This is a genomic window from Rhizobium sp. BK196 (assembly GCF_014193255.1).
In the GTDB taxonomy this organism is placed as follows: Bacteria; Pseudomonadota; Alphaproteobacteria; order Rhizobiales; family Rhizobiaceae; genus Rhizobium.
Genome location: NZ_JACHZB010000003.1, coordinates 521,396 through 545,455, shown reverse-complemented (window position 1 = coordinate 545,455; position 24,060 = coordinate 521,396). Strand labels below are relative to the sequence as shown.

Annotated in this window: 20 protein-coding genes; 13 read left to right on the top strand and 7 right to left on the bottom strand. The window is 61.6% G+C overall.

Going from position 1 to position 24,060, the window contains the following annotated elements; translation table 11 throughout:
* The first annotated feature begins 124 nt into the window (after positions 1–124).
* The 8 genes from FHT78_RS13790 to FHT78_RS13755 all read left to right on the top strand — a co-directional run bounded on the left by FHT78_RS13790 (position 125) and on the right by FHT78_RS13755 (position 7,343).
* Entirely contained in the window at positions 125–373 is a 249-nt protein-coding gene (locus tag FHT78_RS13790; RefSeq protein ID WP_183744622.1) for a hypothetical protein, read from the top strand.
* A gap of 54 nt (positions 374–427) precedes the next feature.
* A complete protein-coding gene (locus tag FHT78_RS13785; protein ID WP_183744619.1) occupies positions 428–1,099 on the top strand; it encodes a response regulator transcription factor in 672 nt (223 codons plus the stop codon).
* Complete coding sequence (locus FHT78_RS13780; RefSeq protein ID WP_183744617.1) at positions 1,089–2,492, top strand: HAMP domain-containing sensor histidine kinase; 1,404 nt, start codon at positions 1,089–1,091, stop codon at positions 2,490–2,492. Before FHT78_RS13785 ends, FHT78_RS13780 begins: the two co-directional genes overlap by 11 nt.
* A 120-nt stretch (positions 2,493–2,612) precedes the next feature.
* Positions 2,613–3,041: a hypothetical protein gene (locus FHT78_RS13775; RefSeq protein WP_183744614.1), complete on the top strand. Its 429-nt coding sequence runs from the start codon at positions 2,613–2,615 to the stop codon at positions 3,039–3,041.
* 99 nt (positions 3,042–3,140) lie between these two features.
* Positions 3,141–4,331, top strand: a complete 1,191-nt coding sequence (gene ccmI / locus FHT78_RS13770) for a c-type cytochrome biogenesis protein CcmI (protein ID WP_183744611.1) — start codon at positions 3,141–3,143, stop codon at positions 4,329–4,331.
* Entirely contained in the window at positions 4,328–4,897 is a 570-nt protein-coding gene (gene ccmE / locus FHT78_RS13765; protein WP_183744608.1) for a cytochrome c maturation protein CcmE, read from the top strand. Before ccmI ends, ccmE begins: the two co-directional genes overlap by 4 nt.
* A complete protein-coding gene (locus FHT78_RS13760; protein WP_183744605.1) occupies positions 4,894–6,891 on the top strand; it encodes a heme lyase CcmF/NrfE family subunit in 1,998 nt (665 codons plus the stop codon). The genes ccmE and FHT78_RS13760 overlap by 4 nt, the downstream gene beginning before the upstream one ends.
* Positions 6,888–7,343: a cytochrome c-type biogenesis protein gene (locus FHT78_RS13755; RefSeq protein ID WP_183744602.1), complete on the top strand. Its 456-nt coding sequence runs from the start codon at positions 6,888–6,890 to the stop codon at positions 7,341–7,343. The genes FHT78_RS13760 and FHT78_RS13755 overlap by 4 nt, the downstream gene beginning before the upstream one ends.
* 38 nt (positions 7,344–7,381) lie before the next feature.
* Here FHT78_RS13755 and FHT78_RS13750 read toward each other — a convergent pair whose 3' ends face one another.
* The 4 genes from FHT78_RS13750 to FHT78_RS13735 are packed head-to-tail and all read right to left on the bottom strand — an operon-like array spanning position 7,382 to position 9,052.
* Positions 7,382–7,771 (bottom strand): DoxX family protein, encoded by a 390-nt coding sequence (locus FHT78_RS13750; RefSeq protein ID WP_183744599.1) that lies wholly within the window; start codon positions 7,769–7,771, stop codon positions 7,382–7,384.
* On the bottom strand, positions 7,768–8,184 hold the full coding sequence (locus FHT78_RS13745) for a VOC family protein (protein WP_183744596.1): 417 nt from the start codon (positions 8,182–8,184) through the stop codon (positions 7,768–7,770). Before FHT78_RS13745 ends, FHT78_RS13750 begins: the two co-directional genes overlap by 4 nt.
* 5 nt (positions 8,185–8,189) lie before the next feature.
* Positions 8,190–8,666, bottom strand: a complete 477-nt coding sequence (locus FHT78_RS13740; protein WP_183744593.1) for an SRPBCC domain-containing protein — start codon at positions 8,664–8,666, stop codon at positions 8,190–8,192.
* Positions 8,667–8,704: 38 nt separating this feature from the next.
* The gene (locus FHT78_RS13735) at positions 8,705–9,052 is read right to left on the bottom strand and encodes a metalloregulator ArsR/SmtB family transcription factor (protein ID WP_183744590.1); all 348 of its coding nucleotides are present in this window, start codon (positions 9,050–9,052) and stop codon (positions 8,705–8,707) included.
* 230 nt (positions 9,053–9,282) lie between these two features.
* Here FHT78_RS13735 and FHT78_RS13730 point away from each other — a divergent pair, with 230 nt between their 5' ends.
* The 4 genes from FHT78_RS13730 to FHT78_RS13715 all read left to right on the top strand — a co-directional run bounded on the left by FHT78_RS13730 (position 9,283) and on the right by FHT78_RS13715 (position 16,127).
* A complete protein-coding gene (locus FHT78_RS13730; RefSeq protein WP_183744588.1) occupies positions 9,283–10,839 on the top strand; it encodes a Do family serine endopeptidase in 1,557 nt (518 codons plus the stop codon).
* Positions 10,840–10,938: 99 nt separating this feature from the next.
* Positions 10,939–11,685, top strand: coding sequence for a response regulator transcription factor (locus tag FHT78_RS13725; protein ID WP_183744585.1), 747 nt, complete (start codon positions 10,939–10,941; stop codon positions 11,683–11,685).
* Entirely contained in the window at positions 11,682–13,088 is a 1,407-nt protein-coding gene (locus FHT78_RS13720; protein ID WP_183744583.1) for a HAMP domain-containing sensor histidine kinase, read from the top strand. The genes FHT78_RS13725 and FHT78_RS13720 overlap by 4 nt, the downstream gene beginning before the upstream one ends.
* Positions 13,089–13,169: 81 nt before the next feature.
* A complete protein-coding gene (locus FHT78_RS13715; RefSeq protein WP_183744580.1) occupies positions 13,170–16,127 on the top strand; it encodes a bifunctional [glutamine synthetase] adenylyltransferase/[glutamine synthetase]-adenylyl-L-tyrosine phosphorylase in 2,958 nt (985 codons plus the stop codon).
* Positions 16,128–16,138: 11 nt separating this feature from the next.
* Here FHT78_RS13715 and FHT78_RS13710 read toward each other — a convergent pair whose 3' ends face one another.
* From FHT78_RS13710 to FHT78_RS29655, 3 genes are all read right to left on the bottom strand, one after another.
* Positions 16,139–18,454 carry a PAS domain-containing sensor histidine kinase gene (locus FHT78_RS13710; RefSeq protein WP_183744577.1) on the bottom strand — a complete coding sequence of 772 codons (2,316 nt, stop codon included), beginning with the start codon at positions 18,452–18,454 and terminating at the stop codon, positions 16,139–16,141.
* Between the two features lie 203 nt (positions 18,455–18,657).
* The gene (gene pepN, locus FHT78_RS13705; RefSeq protein WP_183744574.1) at positions 18,658–21,306 is read right to left on the bottom strand and encodes an aminopeptidase N; all 2,649 of its coding nucleotides are present in this window, start codon (positions 21,304–21,306) and stop codon (positions 18,658–18,660) included.
* 180 nt (positions 21,307–21,486) lie between these two features.
* On the bottom strand, positions 21,487–22,593 hold the full coding sequence (locus FHT78_RS29655; protein WP_183744571.1) for a methyl-accepting chemotaxis protein: 1,107 nt from the start codon (positions 22,591–22,593) through the stop codon (positions 21,487–21,489).
* Between the two features lie 437 nt (positions 22,594–23,030).
* Here FHT78_RS29655 and FHT78_RS13695 point away from each other — a divergent pair, with 437 nt between their 5' ends.
* Complete coding sequence (locus FHT78_RS13695) at positions 23,031–23,969, top strand: DMT family transporter (RefSeq protein ID WP_183744568.1); 939 nt, start codon at positions 23,031–23,033, stop codon at positions 23,967–23,969.
* Positions 23,970–24,060: the final 91 nt, after the last annotated feature.

Genomic DNA, 24,060 nt, shown 5'->3' with positions numbered 1-24,060 from the left:
GATATATTTCGCGCAATAGTCGAGAATTGTTCTAAAAACCCTGTGTTACCGTGCATTCATTTGCCATTCAGGTCACGTGAGTACATATTTGGGGCAAGTTGGCATTACATTGAAAGCACAGCACATGGCCTCTCCTCTGAGCGTCGCAGTATTGGCCGCCGGCCTGGCGGTTTCGGCGCCCTCACCGGACGATACACACACGCTTGTCCTGCGTGTGGCGGGCGATTGCAGCGCCGCAGCCCAGCAGGTCGTGGACGAGACGGGCGGCCAGCTTCTTTCCGTGCAGCCGGTTGGCAATACCTGCATCATAACCGTTCTCGTTCAGGGTAATGGCCAGCGTCCGCGCAAGGTGACGGTAAAGGTTCCGATGTAAGCGGAATCGGCTTATTCATGGTTCCAGTGATTTGCAGCGGAAGAAGGCCAAGCGATGCGCATTCTGGTAGTCGAAGACGACGTCAATCTGAACCGGCAGCTGAGCGACACGCTGAAAGAGGCGGGATACGTCGTCGATCAGGCGTTCGACGGTGAGGAGGGACACTTCCTCGGCGATACCGAACCCTATGACGCCATCATCCTCGACATTGGCCTGCCCGAATTGGACGGCGTCACGGTGCTCGAAAAATGGCGCGGCGCCGGCCGCACGATGCCGGTTCTGATCCTGACTGCCCGCGACAGGTGGAGCGACAAGGTTGCCGGTATCGATGCCGGCGCCGACGACTATGTGACCAAGCCCTTCCATGTCGAAGAAGTGCTCGCCCGCATCCGCGCGCTCATCCGCCGCGCCGCCGGCCACGCCTCCTCGGAAATCGTCTGCGGCCCGGTGCGGCTCGACACAAAGAGCTCGAAGGCAATCGTCAACGGCGTGGCGCTGAAGCTCACCTCGCACGAATACCGGCTGCTTGCCTATCTCATGCATCACATGGGCGAGGTTGTTTCTCGCACGGAGCTCGTCGAGCATATGTACGATCAGGATTTCGACCGCGATTCCAATACGATCGAAGTCTTCGTCGGCCGCCTGCGCAAGAAGATGGGTGTCGATCTGATCGAAACGGTGCGCGGGCTCGGTTACCGCATCCAAGCGCCGACCAATGCGAATTAAGTCGCTCACCGCACGCGTGCTGCTTCTGACCACGGTCTGGTCGACAGTGGCGCTGGTGGTGATCGGCCTTTTGATCTCGACACTCTATAGACGCAGCGCCGAACGCGGCTTTCAGGACCTGCTGCGTGCGCAGCTCTACAACGTTATCAATTCCGTGACGATCGGCGATCAGGGCGCGCTGTCCGGCAGTCCCCAGCTCGGCGACCTGCGCTTCGCCCAGCCGAAGACAGGGTGGTACTGGGTGGTCGAGCCGCTCGGCACCTATACGACAGCGCCGCTCGTCTCGCCGTCGTTGGGTTCCGCGACTATCCCCGTGCTGTCGGTCGTCGAGGCGCCCTTCGACAAGAACTACGAGCGCTATTATCAAGTGATGGATGCCTCCGGTAACCGCGTGCAAGTGGCAGAAACGGAAGTCGTGCTCGACACCGATGGCCGTGCCGCCCGCGTCCGTGTGACAGGCAATGTCGATGTCGTGGAAGACGATGTCCGCAACTTCTCTCACCGGCTCTATCTGGCGCTCGCAGGCTTCGGTGTCGGCAGTCTCATCGTCAATGCGCTCGCCATTCTCTATGGCCTCAGACCGCTGGATAAGGCCCGCGCAGCCCTTGAGCGTATCCGCGCCGGCGAAAGCGAGCAGCTGAAGGGCGATTTCCCCCGTGAAATCCTGCCGCTTGCCAACGAGGTCAACGCGCTGATCGACAGCAATCGCCGCATCGTCGAGCGGGCGCGCATGCAGGTTGGCAATCTTGCCCACTCCCTGAAGACGCCGATTGCCGTGCTGCTCAATGAAGCGCGCGTGCTCGAAAGGTCGCATGGCGATCTCGTGCGCAATCAGGCCGAGGCCATGCAGGGCCAGGTGCAATCCTACCTCAACCGCGCGCGCATTGCCGCCCAGCGTGAATCCGTGCTTGCGCGTACCGATGCCGAACCGGCACTGGAACGATTGGTGCGCGTCATGCGCCGCCTAAACGTCGAAACCGAATTCGAGCTGATCGTCCAGCCGCCGCATCTGGCCGTCGCCATGGAGCAGCAGGACCTCGAGGAGACGGTCGGCAATCTTCTGGAAAACGCCGCCCGTTTTGCCAAGAGCAAGGTGCGTCTCTCGGCCGTCGAAGCCGGTGATGACGTGAAGGGAATAGAGGCAAGTCCCCGCAAGCATTGGGTGGAACTTGCCGTCGAGGACGACGGCCCCGGACTGGAACCCGACCAGATCCGCGAGGCGCTGAAGCGCGGGCGTCGGCTGGACGAGAGCAAGCCCGGTACCGGCCTCGGCCTCTCGATCGTAACGGAGATTTCCAACGAGTACCAGGGCCGTCTGGAGCTCACGCGCGGGGAGTGGGGCGGGCTGAAAGCCAAGCTTATCCTGCCGGGTGTGACAAAGGATGTTGCATGAGCAACTGCTTGATGTCACAAAGATAGTGGCAAATGTATAGCATGCATTGCCTTAATGCTGACACGGGGACACTGCACTTCGATCGGCTCAACTGACACCCCTGATCGTGGTTCGATTGCAATGACTCTACGTTGGCAAGGCATGATCGTTTCTTCCCTGGTTGTCGCCATTGCGCTCTCTGGCTGCACGACGACGAAGGGCGCCGCTACGCGCGGTCTTTTTGGCGGCGGCAAACCCCCGGCTTCGGCTGCGTTCATCGCGGCATTGCAGGGCGGCATCGTCGCCCGCACCGGCGTGGAGCTTGGTGACAGTGACAAGCAGCGGGCACTGGAAGCGGAATACCGGGCGCTCGAAGGCGCTGCCGTCGGCCAGCCGGTCACCTGGACCGGACACAGCGCCAAGGGCAGTGTCGTGGCGGCAGCACCCTATCAGGTCGGCTCGCAGAACTGCCGACAATACACCCATACGGTGACGGTCGACGGCAAGGATACGCTGGCGCGCGGTGCCGCCTGTCGCAACGAAAACGGTACCTGGTCGCCACTCGGCTGAACTCTCTTGCTCGTTATCCTTGCGGCCAAAAGCCTCAAATCTTCGTCATCTCGGCATTGCCGGTTGGAATGAGAGCGCGCTTCAAGTAATTGAGCCGATATGCTGTTCTGGATTCTCGTGGCCGTCCTGACGGCGGCCGTTGCCGCCATTCTGCTTTACCCTCTTTTGCGTGGAGCGAAGGCGGTCGAGGATACGCGCGCCGGTGAGGCGGCCGTCTATCGCGATCAGTTGCGCGAACTCGACAGGGATCTCTCCGGCGGCTTGATCAGTGCCGACGAGGCCGAATATGCGCGGGCCGAGATCGGCCGGCGGCTGATCGCCGTTTCAGGTGCTGCTCCGGCCGAGGCACGCAAGCCGGCGCGGCATCACCGCGCGACCGAAGCCTTCATAGTGCTGCTCCTGCCCGTCATCGGGCTCTGTCTTTACATGAATACCGGCAGGCCAGATCTGCCGTCCCAGCCGCTTGAGGCGCGGCTTGCCAATCCCGGCAGCGACATGGCCGTTCTCGTCGCCAAGGCGGAGCGGCATCTGGCGCAGAATCCCGACGACGGCAAGGGCTGGGATGTGCTGGCACCGATCTATTTCAGCACCATGCGCGTTTCCGATGCCGAGACCGCCTATCGTAACGCCATTCGCTTACTTGGTCCAAACCCCGCTCGCCTCGACGGTCTTGCCGAAACGCTGATGGCGATCTCCGAAGGTGTGGTGACGGAAGATGCACGCAAGGTGCTCGAACAGTCGCTCTCCCTTGAGCCGAACAACCCGCGTGCCCGTTTTTACGTTGCCCTGAGCATGGAGCAGGCGGGGCGGCCGGAAGAGGCGCGTGGCGCCTTCGAGGCGCTGGCCAAGCAATCGCCTGCCGATGCCCCCTGGCTGCCGCTGGTCAACGAGCACATCGCCAAGAACGGCGGCACGGCGGTAGCAGGGCAAGTACCGCCTGCGACCCCACCGTCCGTTCCGGGCGGCCCGACTTCCGAGGATGTGGCGGCAGCTGAGACGATGAGTAGCGGCGATCGGCAGCAGATGATCCGCGCCATGGTGGAAAGCCTGGATGCCAAACTGTCTGCCGATCCTGATAATTTCGAGGGCTGGATGCGTCTTGTCCGCTCTTACGCCGTTTTAGACGATAAAGATCGCGCCGCGGCTGCCGTAAAGCGCGGGCTTGCCGCCTTCCCGGCATCGGGCGATCAGGGCAGGCAGTTGCTGGCGCTGGCAAAAGAACTCGGCATCGCCACGGAAGGATCGGTGGCCCCGGAAGGAAACAGCGCCACGGAAGGAAAGAGCAGATGACGCGCAAGCAGAAACGCCTGGCGGTGATTGCCGGCGGCATGAGCTTCATCCTTGTCGCGGTGCTGCTCGTCATGTTCGCCTTCAGCCAGTCGGTCGCCTATTTCTATATGCCCGGCGATCTCGCCAAGACGCCGGTGGCACCGGGCACCCGCATCCGCCTCGGCGGGCTGGTGGGAGCGGGCAGCGTCCTGCGCGGCGAGGGCTCGGTGGTACGCTTTGCGGTGACCGACCCGAGCGGTGAGATCGTCAATGTCCGCTACCAGGGCATCCTGCCGGACCTGTTCCGCGAAGGGCAGGGGGTGGTGACCGAAGGCACCTTCGAGACCGGCAGCAACGTCTTTACCGCCGATACCGTGCTTGCCAAGCATGACGAGACCTATATGCCGAAGGACGTGGCCGACAGGCTGAAGGCGCAGGGCCTGTGGGAAGAGGGCAAGGGAGCCGCACCGCAGGGTGAGCCGCAAGGTGCTGAAGCCAAGGGTCCGGAAGCAAAGAGCCAGGAAGCAAAGGCGCAACAGACAAAGGCCCAGGCAACGAAGGCCCAGGCAACGAAGGCAACACCATGATCATCGAGATCGGCCACTATGCGCTGGTTCTGGCGCTCGCAACGGCAATCGTCCTGTCGCTCGTGCCTGTGATCGGTGCCAGGCGCGGCGATCAGGCGATGATGGATGTGGCGCCCTTGGGCTCCGTTCTGCTCTTTGCCCTCGTCGCCTTCTCCTTCGGCGTGCTCACCTATGCGCATGTCGTCTCCGACTTCTCCGTTCAGAACGTCTGGGAGAACTCGCATTCGCTGGTGCCGCTGATCTACAAATATTCCGGCGTCTGGGGCAATCACGAGGGCTCGATGATGCTCTGGCTCTTGATCCTGGCCCTGTTCAGCGCGCTGGTGGCGATCTTCGGGCGCAATCTGCCGGAGACGCTGAAGGCCAATGTGCTCTCGGTCCAGGCCTGGATCTCGGTCGCCTTCATCCTCTTCATCCTTCTAACCTCCAATCCCTTCGTCCGCCTCGATCCGGCCCCCGCCGAGGGCAGGGATCTCAACCCGGTGCTGCAGGATGTCGGGCTGGCCATCCATCCGCCGCTGCTCTATCTCGGCTATGTCGGCTTCTCCGTCTGCTTCTCCTTTGCGGTTGCCGCCCTTCTCGACGGCCGCATCGACGCTGCCTGGGCGCGCTGGGTGCGGCCCTGGACGCTGGCGGCCTGGACCTTCCTGACGCTTGGCATCGCCATGGGCTCCTACTGGGCCTATTACGAACTCGGCTGGGGCGGCTGGTGGTTCTGGGATCCGGTGGAGAACGCCTCCTTCATGCCCTGGCTTGCCGGCACGGCCCTGTTGCACTCGGCGCTCGTCATGGAAAAGCGCGAGGCCTTGAAGATCTGGACGGTGCTGCTGGCCATCCTCACCTTCTCGCTGTCGCTGATGGGCACCTTCCTGGTGCGCTCCGGTGTCCTGACCTCGGTGCATGCCTTTGCCAGCGACCCGAGTAGAGGCGTCTTCATCCTCTGCATCCTCCTGATCTTCATCGGCGGGGCGCTGTCGCTGTTTGCCTTGCGCGCGCCGCTGCTCTCGGCCGGCGGGTTGTTTGCGCCGATCTCGCGCGAGGGCGCGCTCGTCGTCAACAACCTGATCCTGACGGTTGCCTGCGGCACGGTGCTAACAGGCACGCTCTATCCGCTGGTCCTGGAAACGCTGACCGGCGACAAGATCTCCGTCGGCCCGCCCTTCTTCAACCTGACCTTCGGCCTGCTGATGGCGCCGCTTTTGATCATCGTGCCCTTCGGGCCACTGCTTGCCTGGAAGCGCGGCGATCTGCTCGGCGCGCTGCAGCGGCTCTATGTCGTGGCCGGCCTCGCGTTCGCCGCAGCGCTCGTCTTCTTCTACATCCAGCACGGCGGTCCGGTCATGGCCGTGCTCGGCCTTGCCGCCGGCCTGTTCCTGATCTTAGGCGCTATCGCCGATCTCTGGTATCGCGCCGGCATCGGCAAGGTGAAGGCGGATATCGCCTGGCGACGGTTGACCGGCCTGCCGCGCTCGGCCTTCGGCACCGCCCTTGCCCATGCCGGGCTTGGCGTCACCGTGCTCGGCATCGTCGCGGTCACCACCTTCCAGACCGAACATGTGGTCGAGATGAAGCAGGGCCAGTGGACCGAAGCCGGCGGCTACAGCATCGTCTTCGATGGCATTGAGCCGGCGACCGGCCCGAACTATAGCGAGGACCGCGGCCACTTCTCGATCCGCCGGGGCGGGGCAGAGATTGCCGATGTCTGGTCGGCCAAGCGGCTCTATACCGCCCGCCAGATGCCGACGACGGAAGCCGGTATTCTCACCTTCGGGCTCAGCCAGCTCTATGTGTCGCTCGGCGACGCGACGAAGGATGGCGGCATCGTCGTGCGCATCTGGTGGAAGCCGTTCATCCTGTGCATCTGGGGTGGAGCGCTCATCATGGCGACAGGCGGCTTCGTGTCGCTGACCGACCGGCGCCTGCGGGTCGGAGCGCCGAGCCGTAAGGCAAAGCCAGCCAAGCCGGCAGCACCCGCCATGGAGCCGGCGGAATGATCAAGCGTTTCCTGCTTGCTCTGACCCTGATCCTCTCGGCGGCACCAGCCTTCGCCGTCAACCCCGACGAGATGCTCGCCGATCCCGCCCTTGAGGCCCGGGCGCGAACACTGTCGGCGGAACTGCGCTGCATGGTCTGCCAGAACCAGTCGATCGACGATTCCAATGCCGATCTCGCCAAGGACCTGCGCCTGTTGGTGCGCGAGCGCATCACCGATGGCGACAGCGACGACGAGGTGCTGAACTACATCGTCTCGCGTTACGGCGAGTTCGTGCTCTTGAAGCCGCGTTTCAGTGTGCGCACATTGCTGCTCTGGGGTGCCCCCGTGCTGCTGATCCTCGCCGGCGGGGCTTCGCTCATCGTCTTCGCCCGCAAACGGGCCGGCAAACCCACCGGCAGCAAGCTGACGGCCGAAGAACAGGCAAGGCTCGACGAGTTGCTGGAAAAGTAAAAACCATTCCGCCGCATAGGCCGCGGAGCGGCTGATCTTCAAGCTTTCCGATAGGGAAACAGCGCCCGTATGGCAGGATCACGTAGCCACAACCCACCCCACATGAACAGCCCGAGATAGATGCTGAACAATATATGGCTGAAGAGCGGGCTTCCGGCCCGGATCTGCGTCGCCATCGCGCCGCCGAGCAGCCCCATCATCAGCACCGCCCCAAGGACGCTCGTCTGGGGGATGAGGTAGAGCAGGAGGCAGGTCAGCTCGATCAGGCCGATCATCAGCACATATCCGTTCGGCCATCCGAGCTGGGTCATCGTTTCCTCGGCAATCGGCAGGCCCAGAAGCTTGGGCGCAATCGATGCGCCGAGCATGAAGAGCGCAAAAAGCACGGTGAGCACGCGACCGGTCCAGATCATGGCCTTTTCGTTCATGGCTGACCCGCCGGGAGCGTGTTGACCATCCAGGGTGTGCCGAAGCGATCGGTGAACATGCCGAAACCTGGCGACCAGAAGGTCGCGTTGAAGGGCATGGTCACCTTGCCTCCCTCCGAGAGCGCGTCGAAGACCCGCCTGGTCTCTGCCGCATCCTCACTGTGATAGGTGGCGCTGAAGCCGCCCATATCCTCCTGATATCCGGGAGGAGCGTCACAGCCCATCAGCGACTGGTCACCGACATCGAGCCAGGCATGCATGATCTTGTCCTTGAAGGACGGATCGATCGGCATGTCGCCGGGCGCCTCCCCGAACGTATGCATGCCCGTCAGCTTGCCGCCGAGCACTTTGGCGTAGAATTCAAAGGCCTGCCGGCATTCGCCTTTGAAGACGAGATTAGTCACGAGTTTCATGGTCCTCACTCCCTTTGATTTCCCTGCGTTGCAATCCAGCCTTCCAGCCTGCCGAAGCTGCTCTCCCAGCCATATCTGTGTCCAGCAAGACTCTCCTCGGATTTCAGGTCCGCATGGGTGAAATCCATCCGCGTACGGCCATCGGCCAATTCCTCGAAGACGACGGTCACGAGGGTTACTACCGGTCCGCCATCCTCATGCGATCCCTCCCACTGGAAGGTGAAGGACAGGCGCGAGGGCTCCTCGATCTCCCTGTAAACGCCGCTCTGCCATAGCAGGCGGCCATCCTCCGCATTCTTTAAGCATGCCCTGTAGGAGCCACCCACACGCAGGTCCTGCACGACGCTGACCGCCGGCCATTCCACCGGGCCAAGCCAGGCGACGACCATTTCCGGCCGCGTCCAGGCGGCCCATAACAGCGCACGCGGTGCATCGAATATCCGCTGCATATGCAATGTGGGGCGCGATAGCTGATCGGCCATGCTTCTCTTCCCTGTTTGATTAAGATGTGCGTCGATGTTCAGTTGCGGGAGCTGCTGTCGTCCGCTTTCTGGATCTTTTGAAGATAGCCATCCAACCGGTCGAAGCTCGATTCCCAGAAGCGCCTGTATTGCTCCAGCCAGTCGGCAATGCTCTTCATCGCCATCGGCTCCAGCTTGGCCGGCCGCCATTGCGCCTCCTTGCCCCGGCTGATGAGGCCTGCCTTTTCCAGCACTTTCAGATGTTTCGAGACTGCCGGAAGGGTCATGTCGAAGGGGGCGGCGAGTTCGTTGACCGAAGCCTCGCCTTCGGCAAGCCGCGCAATGATTGCCCGGCGCGTGGGGTCTGCGAGGGCTGCGAAAACGGCGCTCAGAATGTCGGTCTGCATGATGGCCTCGTATGTAACTTTACGGTTAAATAAAGGCTGGGAGCTGGATTGTCAACCAATCGGTTAAATACGATCTCTCACATCCCGCGTGCAACCAAAAGAATGTCGGGACATTACGAATTTTTCATGGACCGGACAGTTCGCAGTAAGGTGCGGCGTCCTATATCTCGGTCCATCACTGATCCGGCATCGCCGGAACGAAGGTCTGAACAAGAAGAGAAGGTGCTCTAATGCTGAAAAATTTCCGCGGACGTCCGTCCCTCAAAACGGTGCTCCAGGCGTCCACCGTTGCCGGTCTGGCAGCCGCCGTGCTCGCAACCGGTATCCCTGTCGAGATCTCCCGTTCCTATGCCGAGGCTGTCAATGTCCAGTCTCCTTCGGTTCCGAGCTTCGCCAATGTCGTTGACGCCGTTTCCCCGGCCGTTGTTTCCGTCCGCGTCGAAAGCCGCGTCAAGCCGGCCTCCGACGATGGCGACGGTTTCACCTTCGATTTCAACGGCCGCGGCTTCGATGATCTGCCCGACGCTCTGAAGCCATTCTTCCGCCAATTCGGTGAACAGGGCCACCAGGGCCAGAACCAGCAGCGCCGCTTCGGCCAGCCGGGCGGTCCGGGCCGCCTGCGTCCGGTCGCTCAAGGGTCAGGCTTCTTCATTAGCGAAGACGGCTATATCGTCACCAACAACCACGTCGTTTCCGACGGCTCGGCTTTCGTTGCCGTCATGAATGACGGGACCGAGCTTGACGCCAAGCTGATCGGCAAGGACCCGCGCACCGACCTCGCTGTGCTGAAGGTCGATGGCAAGGGCCGCAAATTCACCTACGTGAACTGGGCCGATGACAACAAGGTCCGCGTTGGTGACTGGGTCGTCGCCGTCGGCAATCCCTTCGGTCTCGGCGGCACGGTCACGGCCGGCATCGTTTCGGCCCGCGGTCGTGATATCGGCTCCGGCCCCTATGACGATTACCTGCAGGTCGACGCAGCCGTGAACCGCGGCAACTCTGGCGGACCGACCTTCAACCTCAACGGCCAGGTCGTCGGCATCAACACGGCGATCTTCTCGCCGTCGGGCGGCAGCGTCGGCATCGCCTTCGCAATCCCGGCCTCCACCGCCAAGGATGTCGTTGCCGACCTGATGAAGGACGGCACGGTTTCGCGCGGCTACCTCGGCGTTCAGATCCAGCCCGTCACCAAGGATATTGCCGACTCCCTCGGCCTCTCCGAAGCCAATGGCGCTCTGGTCGTCTCCGCACAGGAAGGCACGCCGGGCCAGAAGGCCGGCATGAAGACCGGTGACGTCGTCACCGCCGTCAATGGTGAACCGGTCAAGGATGCCCGCGATCTCAGCCGCCGCATCGGCGCGATGACGCCCGGCAGCAAGGTCGAGCTTTCGGTATGGCGTTCCGGCAAGGCTCAGTCCGTGACTGTCGAGCTCGGCACGCTGCCGGCCGACCAGCAGGCTTCTGCAGAAGACGAGAACGATCAGCAGCAGGCTCAGCCGCCGGCTTCCGAGAAGGCGCTTGCCGATCTCGGCCTGACGGTCGGCCCGTCGGATGACGGCAAGGGCCTCGCCATCACCGGCATCGATCCGAATTCGGATGCTGCCGACAAGGGCATCAAGGAAGGCGAAACGATCACCTCGGTCAACAACCAGGAGGTCTCCAGCGCCGACGATGTCGTCCGCGTCATCAACCAGGCCAAGAAGGACGGCCGCACCCGCGCGCTGTTCCAGATCCAGTCGAAGGACGGCAGCCGTTTCGTCGCCCTTCCGATCAACGGTCAGGGCTGATCTCCGCCCTCAGAAGGCGGGAACCGCGCAGGCGTAAAGGCTGCGCGGTTCCAAATTCTCCAGATCTGCCAAATTCTTCACATCCGAAGGACGACCGCGATGCCCACCGCACAACAGGAAGACGCTTTGAACCTTGCCGAAACGCAACCGGCGGGTAATGTCGGCCGCATGAAGATTCTCATCATCGAAGACGATCTGGAAGCGGCGGTCTATCTCACGAAAGCGTTTCGCGAGGCAGGCATCGTTGCCGACCATGCAAGCGACGGCGAGAGCGGCCTGTTCATGGGCTCGGAAAATACCTACGACGTGATCGTCATTGACCGCATGCTGCCGCGTCGCGATGGTCTCTCCGTCATCAGCGAGCTGCGACGCAAGGGCGTCCATACGCCCGTTCTCATTCTTTCCGCCCTCGGCCAGGTCGACGACCGGGTGACCGGCCTGCGCGCCGGCGGCGACGACTATCTTCCGAAGCCCTACGCTTTCAGTGAGCTGCTTGCCCGCGTCGAAGTGCTCGGCCGCCGCAAGGGCACGCCCGATCAGGACGTGGTCTACCGCGTTGGCGATCTCGAGCTCGACCGCCTTTCCCATGAGGTCCGCCGCGGCGGCAAGGAAATCCCGCTGCAGCCGCGCGAATTCCGCCTGCTGGAATATCTCATGAAGAATGCCGGTCAGGTGGTAACCCGCACCATGCTGCTGGAGAATGTCTGGGATTACCATTTCGATCCGCAGACCAACGTCATCGACGTGCATGTCTCGCGCCTGCGCTCAAAGATCGAAAAGGACTTCAGCCAGCCGCTGCTGAAGACGATCCGCGGCGCGGGTTATATGATCAAGGACGAGGGATGAGCCGTTTCTGGGTTCTCTTCAAGTCCACAGCAGTCCGCCTTTCGGCCCTTTATATTCTGCTCTTCGCCATCTGCGCCGCAACGCTCGTCGTCTATGTGACGGCGATGTCGGAGCGGCTGCTGTCCGGCCAGATCCGCGATGCGGTTGCCCAGGAGGTGACGCAGGTGCAGCGCGCCTATGACGCCGGGGGAATGAACCTGCTTCTGCGCACGATGGAGCGGCGCGCCCGCCAGCCGGGCGCCAATCTCTATCTCATCGCCGGCCCCTCGGGTGACATACTGGCCGGCAACGTCGCTTCCGTGCAGCCGGGCGTCTTCGAGGAACAGGGCTGGACTTCGGTGCCCTTCACGTATCAGCGCTACACCGATAGCGGAGTGGTCGGGCATACGGCGATCGCCAACATCTTCGTTCTCGACAACGGCCTGCGGGTGCTGATCGGGCGCGACCTCGGCGAGCCGGAACGTTTCCGCAAGTTGGTGCGCCAGGCGCTGATGATCGCGCTCGCCATCATGGGTCTCGGCGCCATCATCATCTGGTTCGGCATCGGCCGCAACGCACTGAAGCGCATCGATCGCATGTCGGACGCCGGCAAGAAGATCATGGCCGGCGATCTCTCGCAGCGTCTGCCGGTCGGCGGTTCGGGCGACGAGTTCGACCGACTCTCCGTTTCGCTGAACAACATGCTGGAACGCATCGAAAAGCTGAACGAAGGCTTGCGGCAGGTATCGGACAATATCGCCCACGACCTGAAGACGCCGCTGACGCGGCTGCGCAACAAGGCCGCCGATGCGCTCGACATCGAGGACGGTCAGGTGCGACGCAGCGCGTTGGAAGGCATCATCTCCGAATCCGATCAGCTGATCCGCACCTTCAATGCGCTGCTGATGATCTCTCGCGTAGAGGCCGGCTCCGTAGCCGCCGAAATGTCGCCGATCGAACTGTCGGCCATCGTCGCCGACAGCGCCGAACTCTATGAGCCGGTCGCCGACGAAGCCGGCATGACGCTGATCTCGGAAATCGAGCCCGGCCTTGAGATCCTGGGCAACCGCGAACTGATCGGCCAGGCGATCTTCAACCTGCTCGACAACGCGATCAAATATTCCGCCGATACCGAAGGGGCAGGCTCCGTCTCGGTGAAGCTGAGCCGCCGTCCCGACGGCATCTGCCTCTCCGTTGCCGATCACGGCCCGGGCGTCCCGCCCGACCGGCGCGAGGACGTGCTGAAGCGCTTCGTGCGCCTGGACGAGAGTCGCTCGAAACCGGGCACCGGCCTCGGTCTCTCGCTGGTCGAGGCTATCATGGAGCTGCATGGCGGCACGCTGGAACTGTCCGATACCGAGCCCGGTCATGCCGATCGCCCCGGCCTCACCGTCAGCATGGTTTTCCCTGCTAAGCCAACCTGATTTTCCTGATCATTTTCATATTGGCGCTTTCGTTTTGACACCCTAGTTTAAAGTCGCATTGCAGCATGGCAGGGAGAGCGAATGCTGACGAAATCGAACCACGGCCTGAAGGATGTCACTGGAGGGCTCCTGCGACCGCTGAGCCAGTCGGAGCTGAAATCGGCTCTTGCCGATCTGCAGGATATCGGCAAGAGCGAGCCTGTCGTCGCCGATATGCTGAAGGCCGAGGGGCCGCTCCGGGACTTTATCTCCGCTGTCCTGACGCTCTCCCCTTACCTGCGCGAAATCGCCAATCTCGATCCGGCAATCCTTGCCTCTGCGATCAGCGATCCGCTGGAGCCGCAGATCGAGGCGCTGATTTCTGAGGCGCGCGATTGCTGGAAGTCGGACAGTGATGGAAGCGCGCCGAGCGAAAGCCAGGTGATGACGAGGCTGCGTATCATCAAGCGCAGAGTGGCCTTCCTCATTGCCCTTGCCGATCTCTCACGCATCTTTGACGGCCGGATGACGACGGCCTGGCTCAGCGAACTTGCCGAGGCCTCGGTCACGGCCGCCGTCGATCACCTGCTGCTGTCTACCCACCAGAGTGGCAAGCTGAAGCTGAAAAATATCGCTGCACCGAGCGAAGGCTCCGGCCTGATCGTTCTCGGCATGGGCAAGCTGGGCGCTTCCGAACTCAACTATTCCTCCGATATCGACCTCGTCGTCTTCTTTGACGAAGAGGCCGGCATCGTGCCCGACCCTGACGACGCGATCGAGATCTTTCCGCGCATGATGCGGCGGCTGGTGCGTATCCTGCAGGAACGCACCGCGGATGGTTATGTCTTCCGCACCGATCTCAGGCTGCGGCCCGATCCCGGCTCCACGCCGCTCGCAATCCCCGTCGATGCGGCCATGATCTATTACGAGGGCAGGGGGCAGAACTGGGAGCGGGCCGCCTTCATCAAGGCCCGTGCGGTTGCCGGCGATATCGCGGCCGGCAAGCAGTTCCTGCGCGGCCTCGCTCCCTTCGTCTTCCGCAAATATCTCGATTATGCGGCGATTGCCGATATCCATTCCATCAAGCGGCAGATCCACGCCCACAAGGGCCATGGTGCGATTGCCGTGAAAGGCCACAACGTCAAGCTCGGCCGTGGCGGCATCCGCGAGATCGAGTTCTTCGTGCAGACCCAGCAACTAATTGCCGGCGGCCGCATGCCCACTCTTCGCTCCCGCGTGACGGAGGAGACGCTCTGCGAACTCACGAGGGCAAAATGGATCGATGCAGAAACCCGCGATGAGCTCACGGAAGCCTATTGGTTCCTTAGGGACGTCGAGCACCGCATCCAGATGGTGCGCGACGAGCAGACCCATCTTCTTCCGGAGACGGACGCGGAACTGAAGCGCATCGCCTTCTTGATGGGCTTCAATGATACGCCGAGTTTTTCCGAACGCCTGGTGGAGGTGCTGAAGGCGGTCGAGCGGCGTTATGCAGACCTCTTCGAACAGGAAACCAAACTCTCTGTGGGCACCGGCAATCTCGTCTTTACCGGCCAGGGGGACGATCCCGATACGCTGGAAACGCTGAGGAAACTCGGCTTCGAGCGTCCTTCGGATATTTCCCGCATCATCCGCACCTGGCATTACGGCCGCTACCGCGCCACCCAATCGGTCGAGGCGCGCGAGCGCCTGACGGAGCTGACGCCCGAGCTCCTGCGCGTCTTCGGTGAAAGCAAGCGGGCGGACGAGGCGCTGCTGCGTTTCGACAGCTTTATTTCCGGCCTGCCGTCAGGCATCCAGCTTTTCTCGCTGCTTGGCAGCAATCCGGCGCTGCTCTCGCTCATTGTCAACATCATGTCCTCTGCGCCGAAGCTCGCGGAAGTCATCGCCGCCAGACCGCATGTCTTCGACGGCATGCTCGACCCCGGATTGATGGCGGAACTGCCGACGCGCGATTATCTCGGCGAGCGGCTGAAGGCCTCGCTGGTGCAGGCGCGGCACTATGAAGAGATACTGGACAGGCTGCGTATCTTCGCGTCCGAGCAGCGCTTCCTGATCGGTATCCGCCTGCTCACGGGCTCGATCAACGGCGACATGGCGGCTCGTGCCTTCACCCATCTCGCCGATCTCATCATTGAAGCCGCTCTGGACGCGGTCACGAACGAGATCCGCCTCGCACACGGCAATTATCCCGGCGGACGGATTGCGATTGCCGGCATGGGCAAACTCGGCAGCTTCGAACTGACGGCGGGTTCCGATATCGACCTCATCCTGCTTTACGACTACGACGATGCCGCCGGCGAATCCGACGGTGCAAAGCCGCTCGATGCGACACGGTACTTCACCCGCATCACCCAGCGTCTGATTGCCGCCCTCTCGGCCCCCACGGCCGAAGGCGTACTTTATGAAGTCGACATGCGGCTTCGCCCCTCCGGCAACAAGGGGCCGGTCGCAACCCGCATCAATGCCTTCGGCAAATACCAGCGCGAGGAGGCCTGGACCTGGGAACATATGGCGCTGTCGCGCGCCCGGCTGATCTGCGGCGATCAAAGCCTGATCGGCGAGGCGGAAGCCATCATCACAGATGTGCTCCGGACAAAGCGGGACATCGCCAAAGTCGCCCATGACGTGGCCGAGATGCGCGACCTGATCGAGAAAGAGAAAGCGCCTGATAACGCCTGGGACCTCAAGCTCATTCCGGGCGGCGTCGTCGATATCGAATTCATCGCTCAATATCTTGCCCTGATTGCGCCGGAAAAAGGCGTCGAAATAAAGATCAACGGCCTCACGACAGGTGCTGCCCTGAAGGCTCTCGGCGAGAAGCTGATGGGCTCGGGCGACCTCGATACCTGCCTCGAAGCTTTCGCGCTCTATACCGAGCTTTCGCAACTGATCCGTCTCTGCATTGACGGCCTCTTCGATCCGAAGGAGGCACCCGCCGGCCTGACCGAGCTCGTCTGCCGGGCTGGAGACTGCCCTGACATCAAGACTTTGGAGGGTGAAGTGAAGCGGCTCTCCAAAGCCGTCCGCAAGGTCTTCCAGACGGTTGTAAGGGCTTAAGCCTATCCGCGTCAGCCGTGATCGGGAATGCGCAGCGAGATCACCGTACCGATAGATTCGCGGGAGCGAATCTTCATGCTGCCGCCATGCAGATTGGTCAGCGAGCGCGAGATGGCGAGACCGAGGCCGGAGCCGCCCTTGCTCTTGGCATATTGGCTCTGCACCTGCTCGAAAGGCTGGCCGATCTTGTTCAACGCCGTCTGGGGAATGCCGATGCCGGTATCGGCGATAGTGACCATGACGCCATCGGCGACACGGCGGGTGCGTACAGCGATGCGCCCGCCCTCATTGGTGAACTTCACGGCATTGGAGAGCAGGTTCAGCAGCACCTGCTTCATGGCACGGCGGTCGGCCATCAGCGTCATGCCCGAGGAGATGCGCTGTTCGATGACGATGTTCTTTTCGGCTGCCGGAATGGCGGTAAAGCGCAGGCTTTCCTCGATCAGCGGCGCAAGGTCGGTTGGCTCGCGCGACAACAGCATATGACCTGCTTCGATCTTCGACATGTCAAGGATATCGTTGATGACGTTGAGCAGATGCTTGCCGCTGTCATGGATATCGCGGGCATATTCATTGTACTTGGCTGAGCCGAGCGGTCCGAACATCTGGTTCTGCAGGATTTCTGAGAAGCCGAGGATGGCGTTGAGCGGCGTGCGCAGCTCGTGCGACATATTGGCCAGGAATTCCGACTTCGCCTTGTTGGCCGCTTCCGCACGCTCTTTCTCCGCGAGATAGTTGGAATTGGCGGTCGAAAGCTCGGCCTTCTGCAGTTCCAGCGTCTGGCGCGAGGCGGAGAGGTCGTTGATCGTCGCCATCAGCCGGCGCTCGGAATCGCGCAGGCGCTCCTGATGGCGCTTCAAGGGCGTGATGTCGGTGCCGACGGATACGCGGCCGCCGTCGCGGGTGCGGCGCTCGTTGATCTGCAGCCAGCGCTCGTCGGCCAGCTGCACTTCCGTGGTTCGCGAATAGCCGGAGCCGTCCGCATCGGCGATGCGCCGCTCGATCACCGGGCGTGCCGCTGCGGCGTGGACGACCGTGCGCTCGGTGCCAGGCACGAGCACGCTGTCGGGAAGACCGTAGGCCTGCTGGAAATGCGCGTTGCACATGACGAGCCGGTCGTTCTTGTCCCATAGCACGAAGGCTTCTGAAGTGCACTCGATAGCATCGGCCAGACGCTGGTCGGCCTCGGCGTAGCGTTGAGCAAGCCGATGCTGCTCGGTCACGTCCATGGCGATGCCGATCATGTGCACGCGGCCGGAATGGCCGCGGATCACCTGGGCGCGGGCGCGCATCCAGACATAGTGACCGCTCGCGTGGCGCATGCGGAAGATCTGATCGACCTGGCCGGAATCACCCTTGGCGACGGCGCGGGCGATCTCGTGCAACCCGTTATCCTCCGGGTGCATGAGCCGTGCCGCATCGGCAAAGCTCATCGTCTTGTCGGAGCCGGCAAGCCCGAGCATGTCGTACATCGAGCGTGACCAGAAGAATTCGCGATTGTGGAAATCGAAATCCCAGAGGCCGCAGCGGCCGCGCGACAGCGCCGTCTCGACCCTGAGATTGGATTCCAGGAAGATGTCGTCGGCATCGCGTGCCCGCTTCACCTGCATGTAATAGGCGTAAAGGACGACGAGCAGGATGGAGGAAATGCCGGCAAACAGCGTGACGTTGAGGGTCAGTTCCTCGCGCCAGAGACGGTTGATGTCGTTGAGCGAGGTGGCGGAAACGATATAGCCGCCGGCCGTGCCCACCAGGGAAATCTCGGCATAGTGCAGCTCGCCGCCGATGCTGGTTTCGATGACATCGGAGCGGTCGCCGAAGCGGCGGATGGCGGATATCTCGGGGAAGAGGGCGGAGACATCGGCGCCGACATAGGCGGCGCCGGCCGTCGTTGCTGCAAACACCTTGCCGCTCGCCTCCACCAGCAGCACGAAGGCGCCGTTTTCCAGCCGGTCCTGCGGCAGGAATTTCACAAGGCGCGCCTGCGCCTCTGCCGCGCTGCCGCCATCGAAGAGATCGGTCGCATCGGCAAAGACGGCGGCCGCCGTTGCAGCCGAGAGCGCCGTCGCATGGCGCGCGGAGGCTTCCATGCGGCTATATTCGCTGACCATGCCGAAGAAATGCGAGGCCGCCACGACGGCAAGGAAGGCGACGATCAGAACGGGGATCGTGCGCTTCAGGAGAAGCTCTGCCTTCGGCAGGTGGCGCAGCAATGGTTCAGGAGCTTTCGCAGCATTTCCGGACAGGCTGTCGCGCCAGGCTTTGAGCCCGCCAAAATCGACACGCAGCCGTCCTTCGGCCGCGGTTGCCCGCCGCACGTCCATCATCTCTGAACCTGATCCCTCGTGTGATTCGCGCGCCGCTCGCTCGAACTACATACAGAGAATCATGCGTGATTCGCCTTGTCCAGAGCTGACGGTAAAAATTTGTTAACCATTTGTGATTGCTGGTTTTTCACAGGGATTCGTCAATGGCCGGCCTGGCTGCCTGAAGAACTCAAGACAGCCAGGCGGCAAATCATTGCGGCAAATCACCCCTTGAGGGTGCGCTCGACGATATCGCGGATATCGGTCGAAAGGTTGGCTGCCCCTTCGATCTCGAGCAATGCCGAGCGTGCATGATCGGCACGAACCGATTCCAGCGATCGCCAGGAGCGCATCGAGGTCAGCAGGCGTGCGGCAAGCTGAGGGTTGCGCTGGTCGATATCGAGGATCTGGCTGGCCAGAAAGCGATAGCCTTCGCCATCGGCGCGGCCGAAGCCGGTCGGATTGCCGAAGGCGAAGGTGCCGACCAGCGAGCGCATGCGGTTCGGGTTGGTCCGCTTGAAGAGCGGGTTTTCCATCAGTGCCTTGACGCGATCGACTGCGCCCTGTCCGGGAATGCCGGCCTGGATCGCAAACCACTTGTCGACGACGAGCGCATTTTCCTGGAAACGGCTGCGGAAGGCTTCGAGTGCCGCCTTTTCCTCTGCACTGTCGGGGAAGCGATGGGCGAGGATCGTCAGCGCATGGCTGAGATCGGTCATGTTGTTGGCGCCGTCGAAGGCGGCCTTGGCACGAGCCGGGCTGCTCTCGGCATAGGAGAGATAGGTAAGGGCAGTATTGCGCAGCGCGCGGCGACCGGCGCTTTTGGCATCCGGGCTGAATTCGCCTGATGTGATCATCGCGTCATAGAGGGCCGCGAAGGTGGCTTTGCCGGCTTCGGCGATCTGCTTCAGGATCGCCTGGCGGCCCGCATGTACGGCATCGGGATCGATGTTGCTGCCGAGTTCGCGGGCAATGTCGGACTCGCTCGGCAAGGCCAGCGCCTGGGCGCGGAAGGCGGGCTCGAGGCTCTCATCGGCGGCGGCCGCAATCAGCGTATCGGCGAAGGTCTGTTCGCAGACGATCGGCGCACCCTCGCGGGCATCGCGGGCGGCCTTCAGGAGGTTCGGGAGCGCCAGATCCGTCAGCGCCTGCCAGCGGGCGAAATGATCCGTCTCGTTGCGGGCGAGCAGGGCGAGATCAGCCGGGCTCTGGTCGAAATGCAGGTTGATCGGTGCGGAGAAGCTGCGGTTGATCGAAACAACAGGACGCGAGGCAACGCCGTGGAAGACGGCCGTCTGAGTCCGTTCCGTCAAATGCAGCACCTCGCCGGCATATTCGGCGCCGTCGACGGTAGCAGGCTCGATCTTGGAGCCGTCCTCGGCAAAGAGCGCGAGGCTCAGCGGAATGTGCATCGGCTCCTTGGTCGGCTGGCCGGGGGTAGCGGGGATCATCTGTTCCAGCGACAGGCTGAAAGTCTTGGCGCCTGCATCATAGGTGCCGGAGGCGGTGACCAGCGGCGTACCTGCCTGGTGGTACCAGAGCGAGAACTGCGAAAGGTCGCGGCCGCTCGCATCCTCGAAGCATTTGACGAAATCCTCGATCGTGACGGCCTGCCCGTCATGGCGATCGAAATAGAGGTCCATGCCCTTCTTGAAGGTCTCGCGGCCGAGCAAGGTCGCGATCATGCGCGTGACTTCGCTGCCCTTCTCGTAGACCGTCGTCGTATAGAAGTTGTTGATCTCGCGATACTTGGTCGGGCGCACCGGATGGGCGAGCGGGCCACCGTCTTCCGGGAACTGCTCGGATTTCAGGTGGCGAACTTCGGCGATGCGCTTGACCGGGCGCGAGCGCTGATCCGACGAGAATTCGTGGTCGCGATAAACGGTCAGGCCTTCCTTGAGGCAGAGCTGGAACCAGTCGCGGCAGGTAATGCGATTGCCTGTCCAGTTATGGAAATATTCATGCGCGATGATCGCTTCGATATTGGCGTAATCGGCATCGGTCGCCGTTTCAGGGTCGGCGAGCACGTATTTGTCGTTGAAGATGTTGAGGCCCTTGTTCTCCATGGCCCCCATGTTGAAGTCGGACACGGCAACGATCATGAAGATATCGAGATCGTATTCGCGCCCGAACACGTCTTCATCCCACTTCATCGAACGCTTCAGCGCGTCCATGGCATAGGCTGCGCGCGGCTCCTTGCCATGTTCGACATAGATCTTCAGCACGACCTCGCGGCCGGACATCGTGGTGAACGTGTCTTCGACGACGCCTAGATCACCGGCAACCAGCGCGAAGAGATAGCTCGGCTTCGGATGCGGGTCGAACCAGGCGGCGAAATGCTTGCCCGGACCATAGCCGGCGCCGCCAAGGAAATTGCCGTTCGACAGGAGCAGCGGATTGGCATCCTTGTCGGCGATAATGTTGACCGTATAGGGCGCCAGCACATCCGGCCGGTCGGGGAAATAGGTGATGCGGCGGAAGCCTTCGGCCTCGCATTGCGTGCAATAGATGCCGCTCGTGCGGTAAAGACCCATCAGCTGGGTATTGGCTTCCGGATTGATGATCGTGGTGACGGTCACTTCGAAAGGCGCTGTTTCCGGCAGGTCGCGGATGGTGAGGCTTTCGGCCGTTACCGTGTAGCGCTCCGGCGCCAATTCGTTCTGGTCGAAGAGAAGGCTGGAAAGATTGAGTTCGTCGCCGTCGAGAACAAGGGGAGCGGAGACATCGGCACCTTCGCGGCGATGGAAGATCAGCCGGGCTTCCACCTTTGTTTCCGTCGGATCCAGTTCGAGGGTCAGGTCGACGCGTTCCAGCACGAAATCTGTTGGGCGGTAATCTGCCAGATTGACGACCTGACCGGTATCTGTTCGCATGTTGCCTGAAGACCTTTTTTAGACAATGGCCGAATGCAGAGGCGGGGCGCGCTCTGCTGAAATTGGCGGCCATGATTACATTAAAGTCTGAACTAAACTTAAAGCAAATTGGCAGTGAACGAGAAGTTCACAGCCAAATTATTATGGTCGAATTATCGTGCATGCAGCAGAAGAAGATTGCTATTTGAGATTGAGGGCGTTCTTGATCGCAACATCGCTTTCCGTCTGCTGCACCACGACACCATACCAGCCGAGCCCGTCATAATCCTCGTAGCCGAGCGTGCGGGCGAAGGCGACGATCGAGCCGTTATTGTCGTAATAGCTGCCCTTCGACTGGCTGGTCTGATTGGCGAGCGCGAAATGGGCAAACAGCATGGCTGGATTGGTGCTGGCAATCACCCGGCTTGCGCCGTCGAGCAGCATGACAGTGGTCTTCTCCGCAAGCTGCGGCGGCAGGTTCGCTTCCTTCTCGACGATCGACTGGCCCTGGTTCTGCCAGTCGAAATAGACGCCGAGCGTGCCGAGCAGCTTGCCGTCGAGCTTGCCGCCTTCCCGGATGCCGGTCGCGTAGACAAGCGCATGCCGCTGGTCGTGCAGAAGGCTCGGTTTTACCTCATCGACGATATAGTCGTCGCCGGAAGCGCAGCCTGCGGCGGCCCTGAACCAGGGATCTCCCGCAAGCGATGAACCTGATATCTTGCGCTGGAAAGTCGGGTTGGCCGATGCGATCACCCGGCCGGAGAGATCGGTCATGACGAGGTCGAGATAGACGGTATAGAAGCGGTTGATGACGCCGAGACGCTCGGCTGCGAAGGCGATCCGATCCTTGTCCGGCTCCTGCAACGCCTGCCAGAGCGCCGGATCCGTCGCCCACCAGCGCACGTCGGCGGTGCGTTCGAACAGGTTGCGCACGATAAGCTGAACCAGTGTCTGCGCGAGATCGGTCAGCCGCACACCTTCCATTTCGGTCACCAGCGAATCCGCCATCACACGGCTGAGCCCGATGCGCCCGAGTACGTTGCTTTCGAATTTGCTGGTGATTTCGGTCGCGATCTGCGCCAGACGCTGCACTTCATTGGCGACGACGGCAAAGCCCTTGCCGGTTTCACCTGCGCGTGCCGCTTCGATCAGCGCGTTGATGGCAAGCAGCTTGATCTGTTTGACGATACTGGTGTTGTCGGTGCTGAAACGCTCCAGATCGGTGCTGATGCCATCGGTCACGACACGCATCGAGCGGGGCGTTGCGTTTTGTGACTGGGATATGATCTCTGCGCTGAGCGGCTTCATCAAAAGGATCCTAAAAAATGTGACGTGACTGGCTGCGGAACGAATGCGATTCTTTTGTATGATAATTAGTTGAGAACGATGCGGTGGCATGGTTTGCAACCGGTTAACGCAAAGGGTCCGAATCTGAACATTTTCGGGGGAATGAACGTAAAACGCGAAGTTTTTTGATTAGAAAACGGACTTGCACAGAAAAGCGGCAGATGAAAAGCGGCTAATACTTGCTGGCTACAGCGTCGGTTCGAAAATTTTCGGAAAGCCTGATACGTAGATTCCAGGAGTTGGAGCGTCATGTGTGCGTCCGAATGGACCCACGGAGCTCGAGTGCGCGCAGATTTTTCCCCATCGGCACATTTCTTCGGTTACGATGAGAAACTCGTCCGCTGCGTTCGAGTCGAACGCGTCTCCCCGCTCGGCATGCCCGCATAAGAGCCTGAATCATGGAATCGGTTCTCAGAAACCCGATGAGAGGCATTGCGCTGAAAGTCTCGTCGGTCGTGGTCTTCCTGGCCATGCAGACATTCATCAAGCTGGCAGGGTCGGACATCCCGCCGGGGCAGGTGACCTTCTGCCGCTCCTTCTTCGCGCTGTTTCCGATCATGGCCTATCTCGGCTACCGACATCAACTGCGCTCTGCCTTCTACACCGCTAATCCGATCGGCCATCTGAAGCGGGGCACGCTCGGCATCATCTCGATGGGACTGGGCTTCTACGGGCTTTTGCATCTGCCGCTCCCCGAAGCGATTGCGCTCGGTTACGCCACGCCGCTCATCGCCGTCATTTTCGCGGCCGTCTTCCTGGGAGAGACGGTGCGCGTCTACCGCTGGAGCGCCGTTTGCTTCGGCATCATCGGTGTCGCCATCATCTCCTGGCCGAAGCTCACGCTGTTCCGCGAAGGCGGCATGGCGACCGAACAGGCAGTCGGGGCACTCTGCGTACTCTTGTCGGCCGTGCTTGGCGGCATGGCGATGATCCAGGTTCGCCGCCTTGTCGAGGACGAGAAGACGGCGACGATCGTGCTCTACTTTTCGATCACTGCTTCTGTCTTCTCGTTGGCGACGATCCCCTTCGGCTGGCTTCTCCTCGACTGGCCCTCGGCACTTTTCCTCATCGCAGCCGGTTTTTGCGGCGGTGTGGCGCAGATCCTTTTGACCGAGAGCTACCGGCATGCGGACGTGTCCACCATCGCTCCGTTCGAATACAGTTCGATCCTGCTTGGCGGTATCGTCGCTTATTTCGTTTTCGGCGACATTCCGAGCAGCACCATGCTGTTCGGCACCGTCATCGTCATCGCCGCCGGCATCTTCATCATCTATCGCGAGCATCAGCTTGGCCTCGAGCGTCGGGAAGCGCGAAAAGCCGGCGCACAGCAATCCTGAGCGGCTGAACCCATATTATACGTCGAATTAATATCGTAGTGATTGAAAAATTATGCCCACCTATCCTCAAAAAAGAGCAGAACTGGCAAAA

Excerpts from the sequence above, each read along its gene's own strand:
- FHT78_RS13760 (WP_183744605.1), top strand. The coding sequence starts at position 4,894 with ATGATCATCGAGATCGGCCACTATGCGCTGGTTCTGGCGCTCGCAACG.
- FHT78_RS13735 (WP_183744590.1), bottom strand. The coding sequence starts at position 9,052 with ATGCAGACCGACATTCTGAGCGCCGTTTTCGCAGCCCTCGCAGACCCC.
- FHT78_RS13785 (WP_183744619.1), top strand. The coding sequence starts at position 428 with ATGCGCATTCTGGTAGTCGAAGACGACGTCAATCTGAACCGGCAGCTG.
- pepN (WP_183744574.1), bottom strand. The coding sequence starts at position 21,306 with ATGCGAACAGATACCGGTCAGGTCGTCAATCTGGCAGATTACCGCCCA.
- FHT78_RS13730 (WP_183744588.1), top strand. The coding sequence starts at position 9,283 with ATGCTGAAAAATTTCCGCGGACGTCCGTCCCTCAAAACGGTGCTCCAG.
- FHT78_RS13695 (WP_183744568.1), top strand. The coding sequence starts at position 23,031 with ATGGAATCGGTTCTCAGAAACCCGATGAGAGGCATTGCGCTGAAAGTC.
- FHT78_RS13750 (WP_183744599.1), bottom strand. The coding sequence starts at position 7,771 with ATGAACGAAAAGGCCATGATCTGGACCGGTCGCGTGCTCACCGTGCTT.
- FHT78_RS13775 (WP_183744614.1), top strand. The coding sequence starts at position 2,613 with ATGACTCTACGTTGGCAAGGCATGATCGTTTCTTCCCTGGTTGTCGCC.
- ccmI (WP_183744611.1), top strand. The coding sequence starts at position 3,141 with ATGCTGTTCTGGATTCTCGTGGCCGTCCTGACGGCGGCCGTTGCCGCC.
- FHT78_RS13755 (WP_183744602.1), top strand. The coding sequence starts at position 6,888 with ATGATCAAGCGTTTCCTGCTTGCTCTGACCCTGATCCTCTCGGCGGCA.
- FHT78_RS13725 (WP_183744585.1), top strand. The coding sequence starts at position 10,939 with ATGCCCACCGCACAACAGGAAGACGCTTTGAACCTTGCCGAAACGCAA.
- FHT78_RS29655 (WP_183744571.1), bottom strand. The coding sequence starts at position 22,593 with ATGAAGCCGCTCAGCGCAGAGATCATATCCCAGTCACAAAACGCAACG.
- FHT78_RS13745 (WP_183744596.1), bottom strand. The coding sequence starts at position 8,184 with ATGAAACTCGTGACTAATCTCGTCTTCAAAGGCGAATGCCGGCAGGCC.
- FHT78_RS13710 (WP_183744577.1), bottom strand. The coding sequence starts at position 18,454 with ATGATGGACGTGCGGCGGGCAACCGCGGCCGAAGGACGGCTGCGTGTC.
- FHT78_RS13740 (WP_183744593.1), bottom strand. The coding sequence starts at position 8,666 with ATGGCCGATCAGCTATCGCGCCCCACATTGCATATGCAGCGGATATTC.
- FHT78_RS13780 (WP_183744617.1), top strand. The coding sequence starts at position 1,089 with ATGCGAATTAAGTCGCTCACCGCACGCGTGCTGCTTCTGACCACGGTC.
- ccmE (WP_183744608.1), top strand. The coding sequence starts at position 4,328 with ATGACGCGCAAGCAGAAACGCCTGGCGGTGATTGCCGGCGGCATGAGC.
- FHT78_RS13715 (WP_183744580.1), top strand. The coding sequence starts at position 13,170 with ATGCTGACGAAATCGAACCACGGCCTGAAGGATGTCACTGGAGGGCTC.
- FHT78_RS13720 (WP_183744583.1), top strand. The coding sequence starts at position 11,682 with ATGAGCCGTTTCTGGGTTCTCTTCAAGTCCACAGCAGTCCGCCTTTCG.
- FHT78_RS13790 (WP_183744622.1), top strand. The coding sequence starts at position 125 with ATGGCCTCTCCTCTGAGCGTCGCAGTATTGGCCGCCGGCCTGGCGGTT.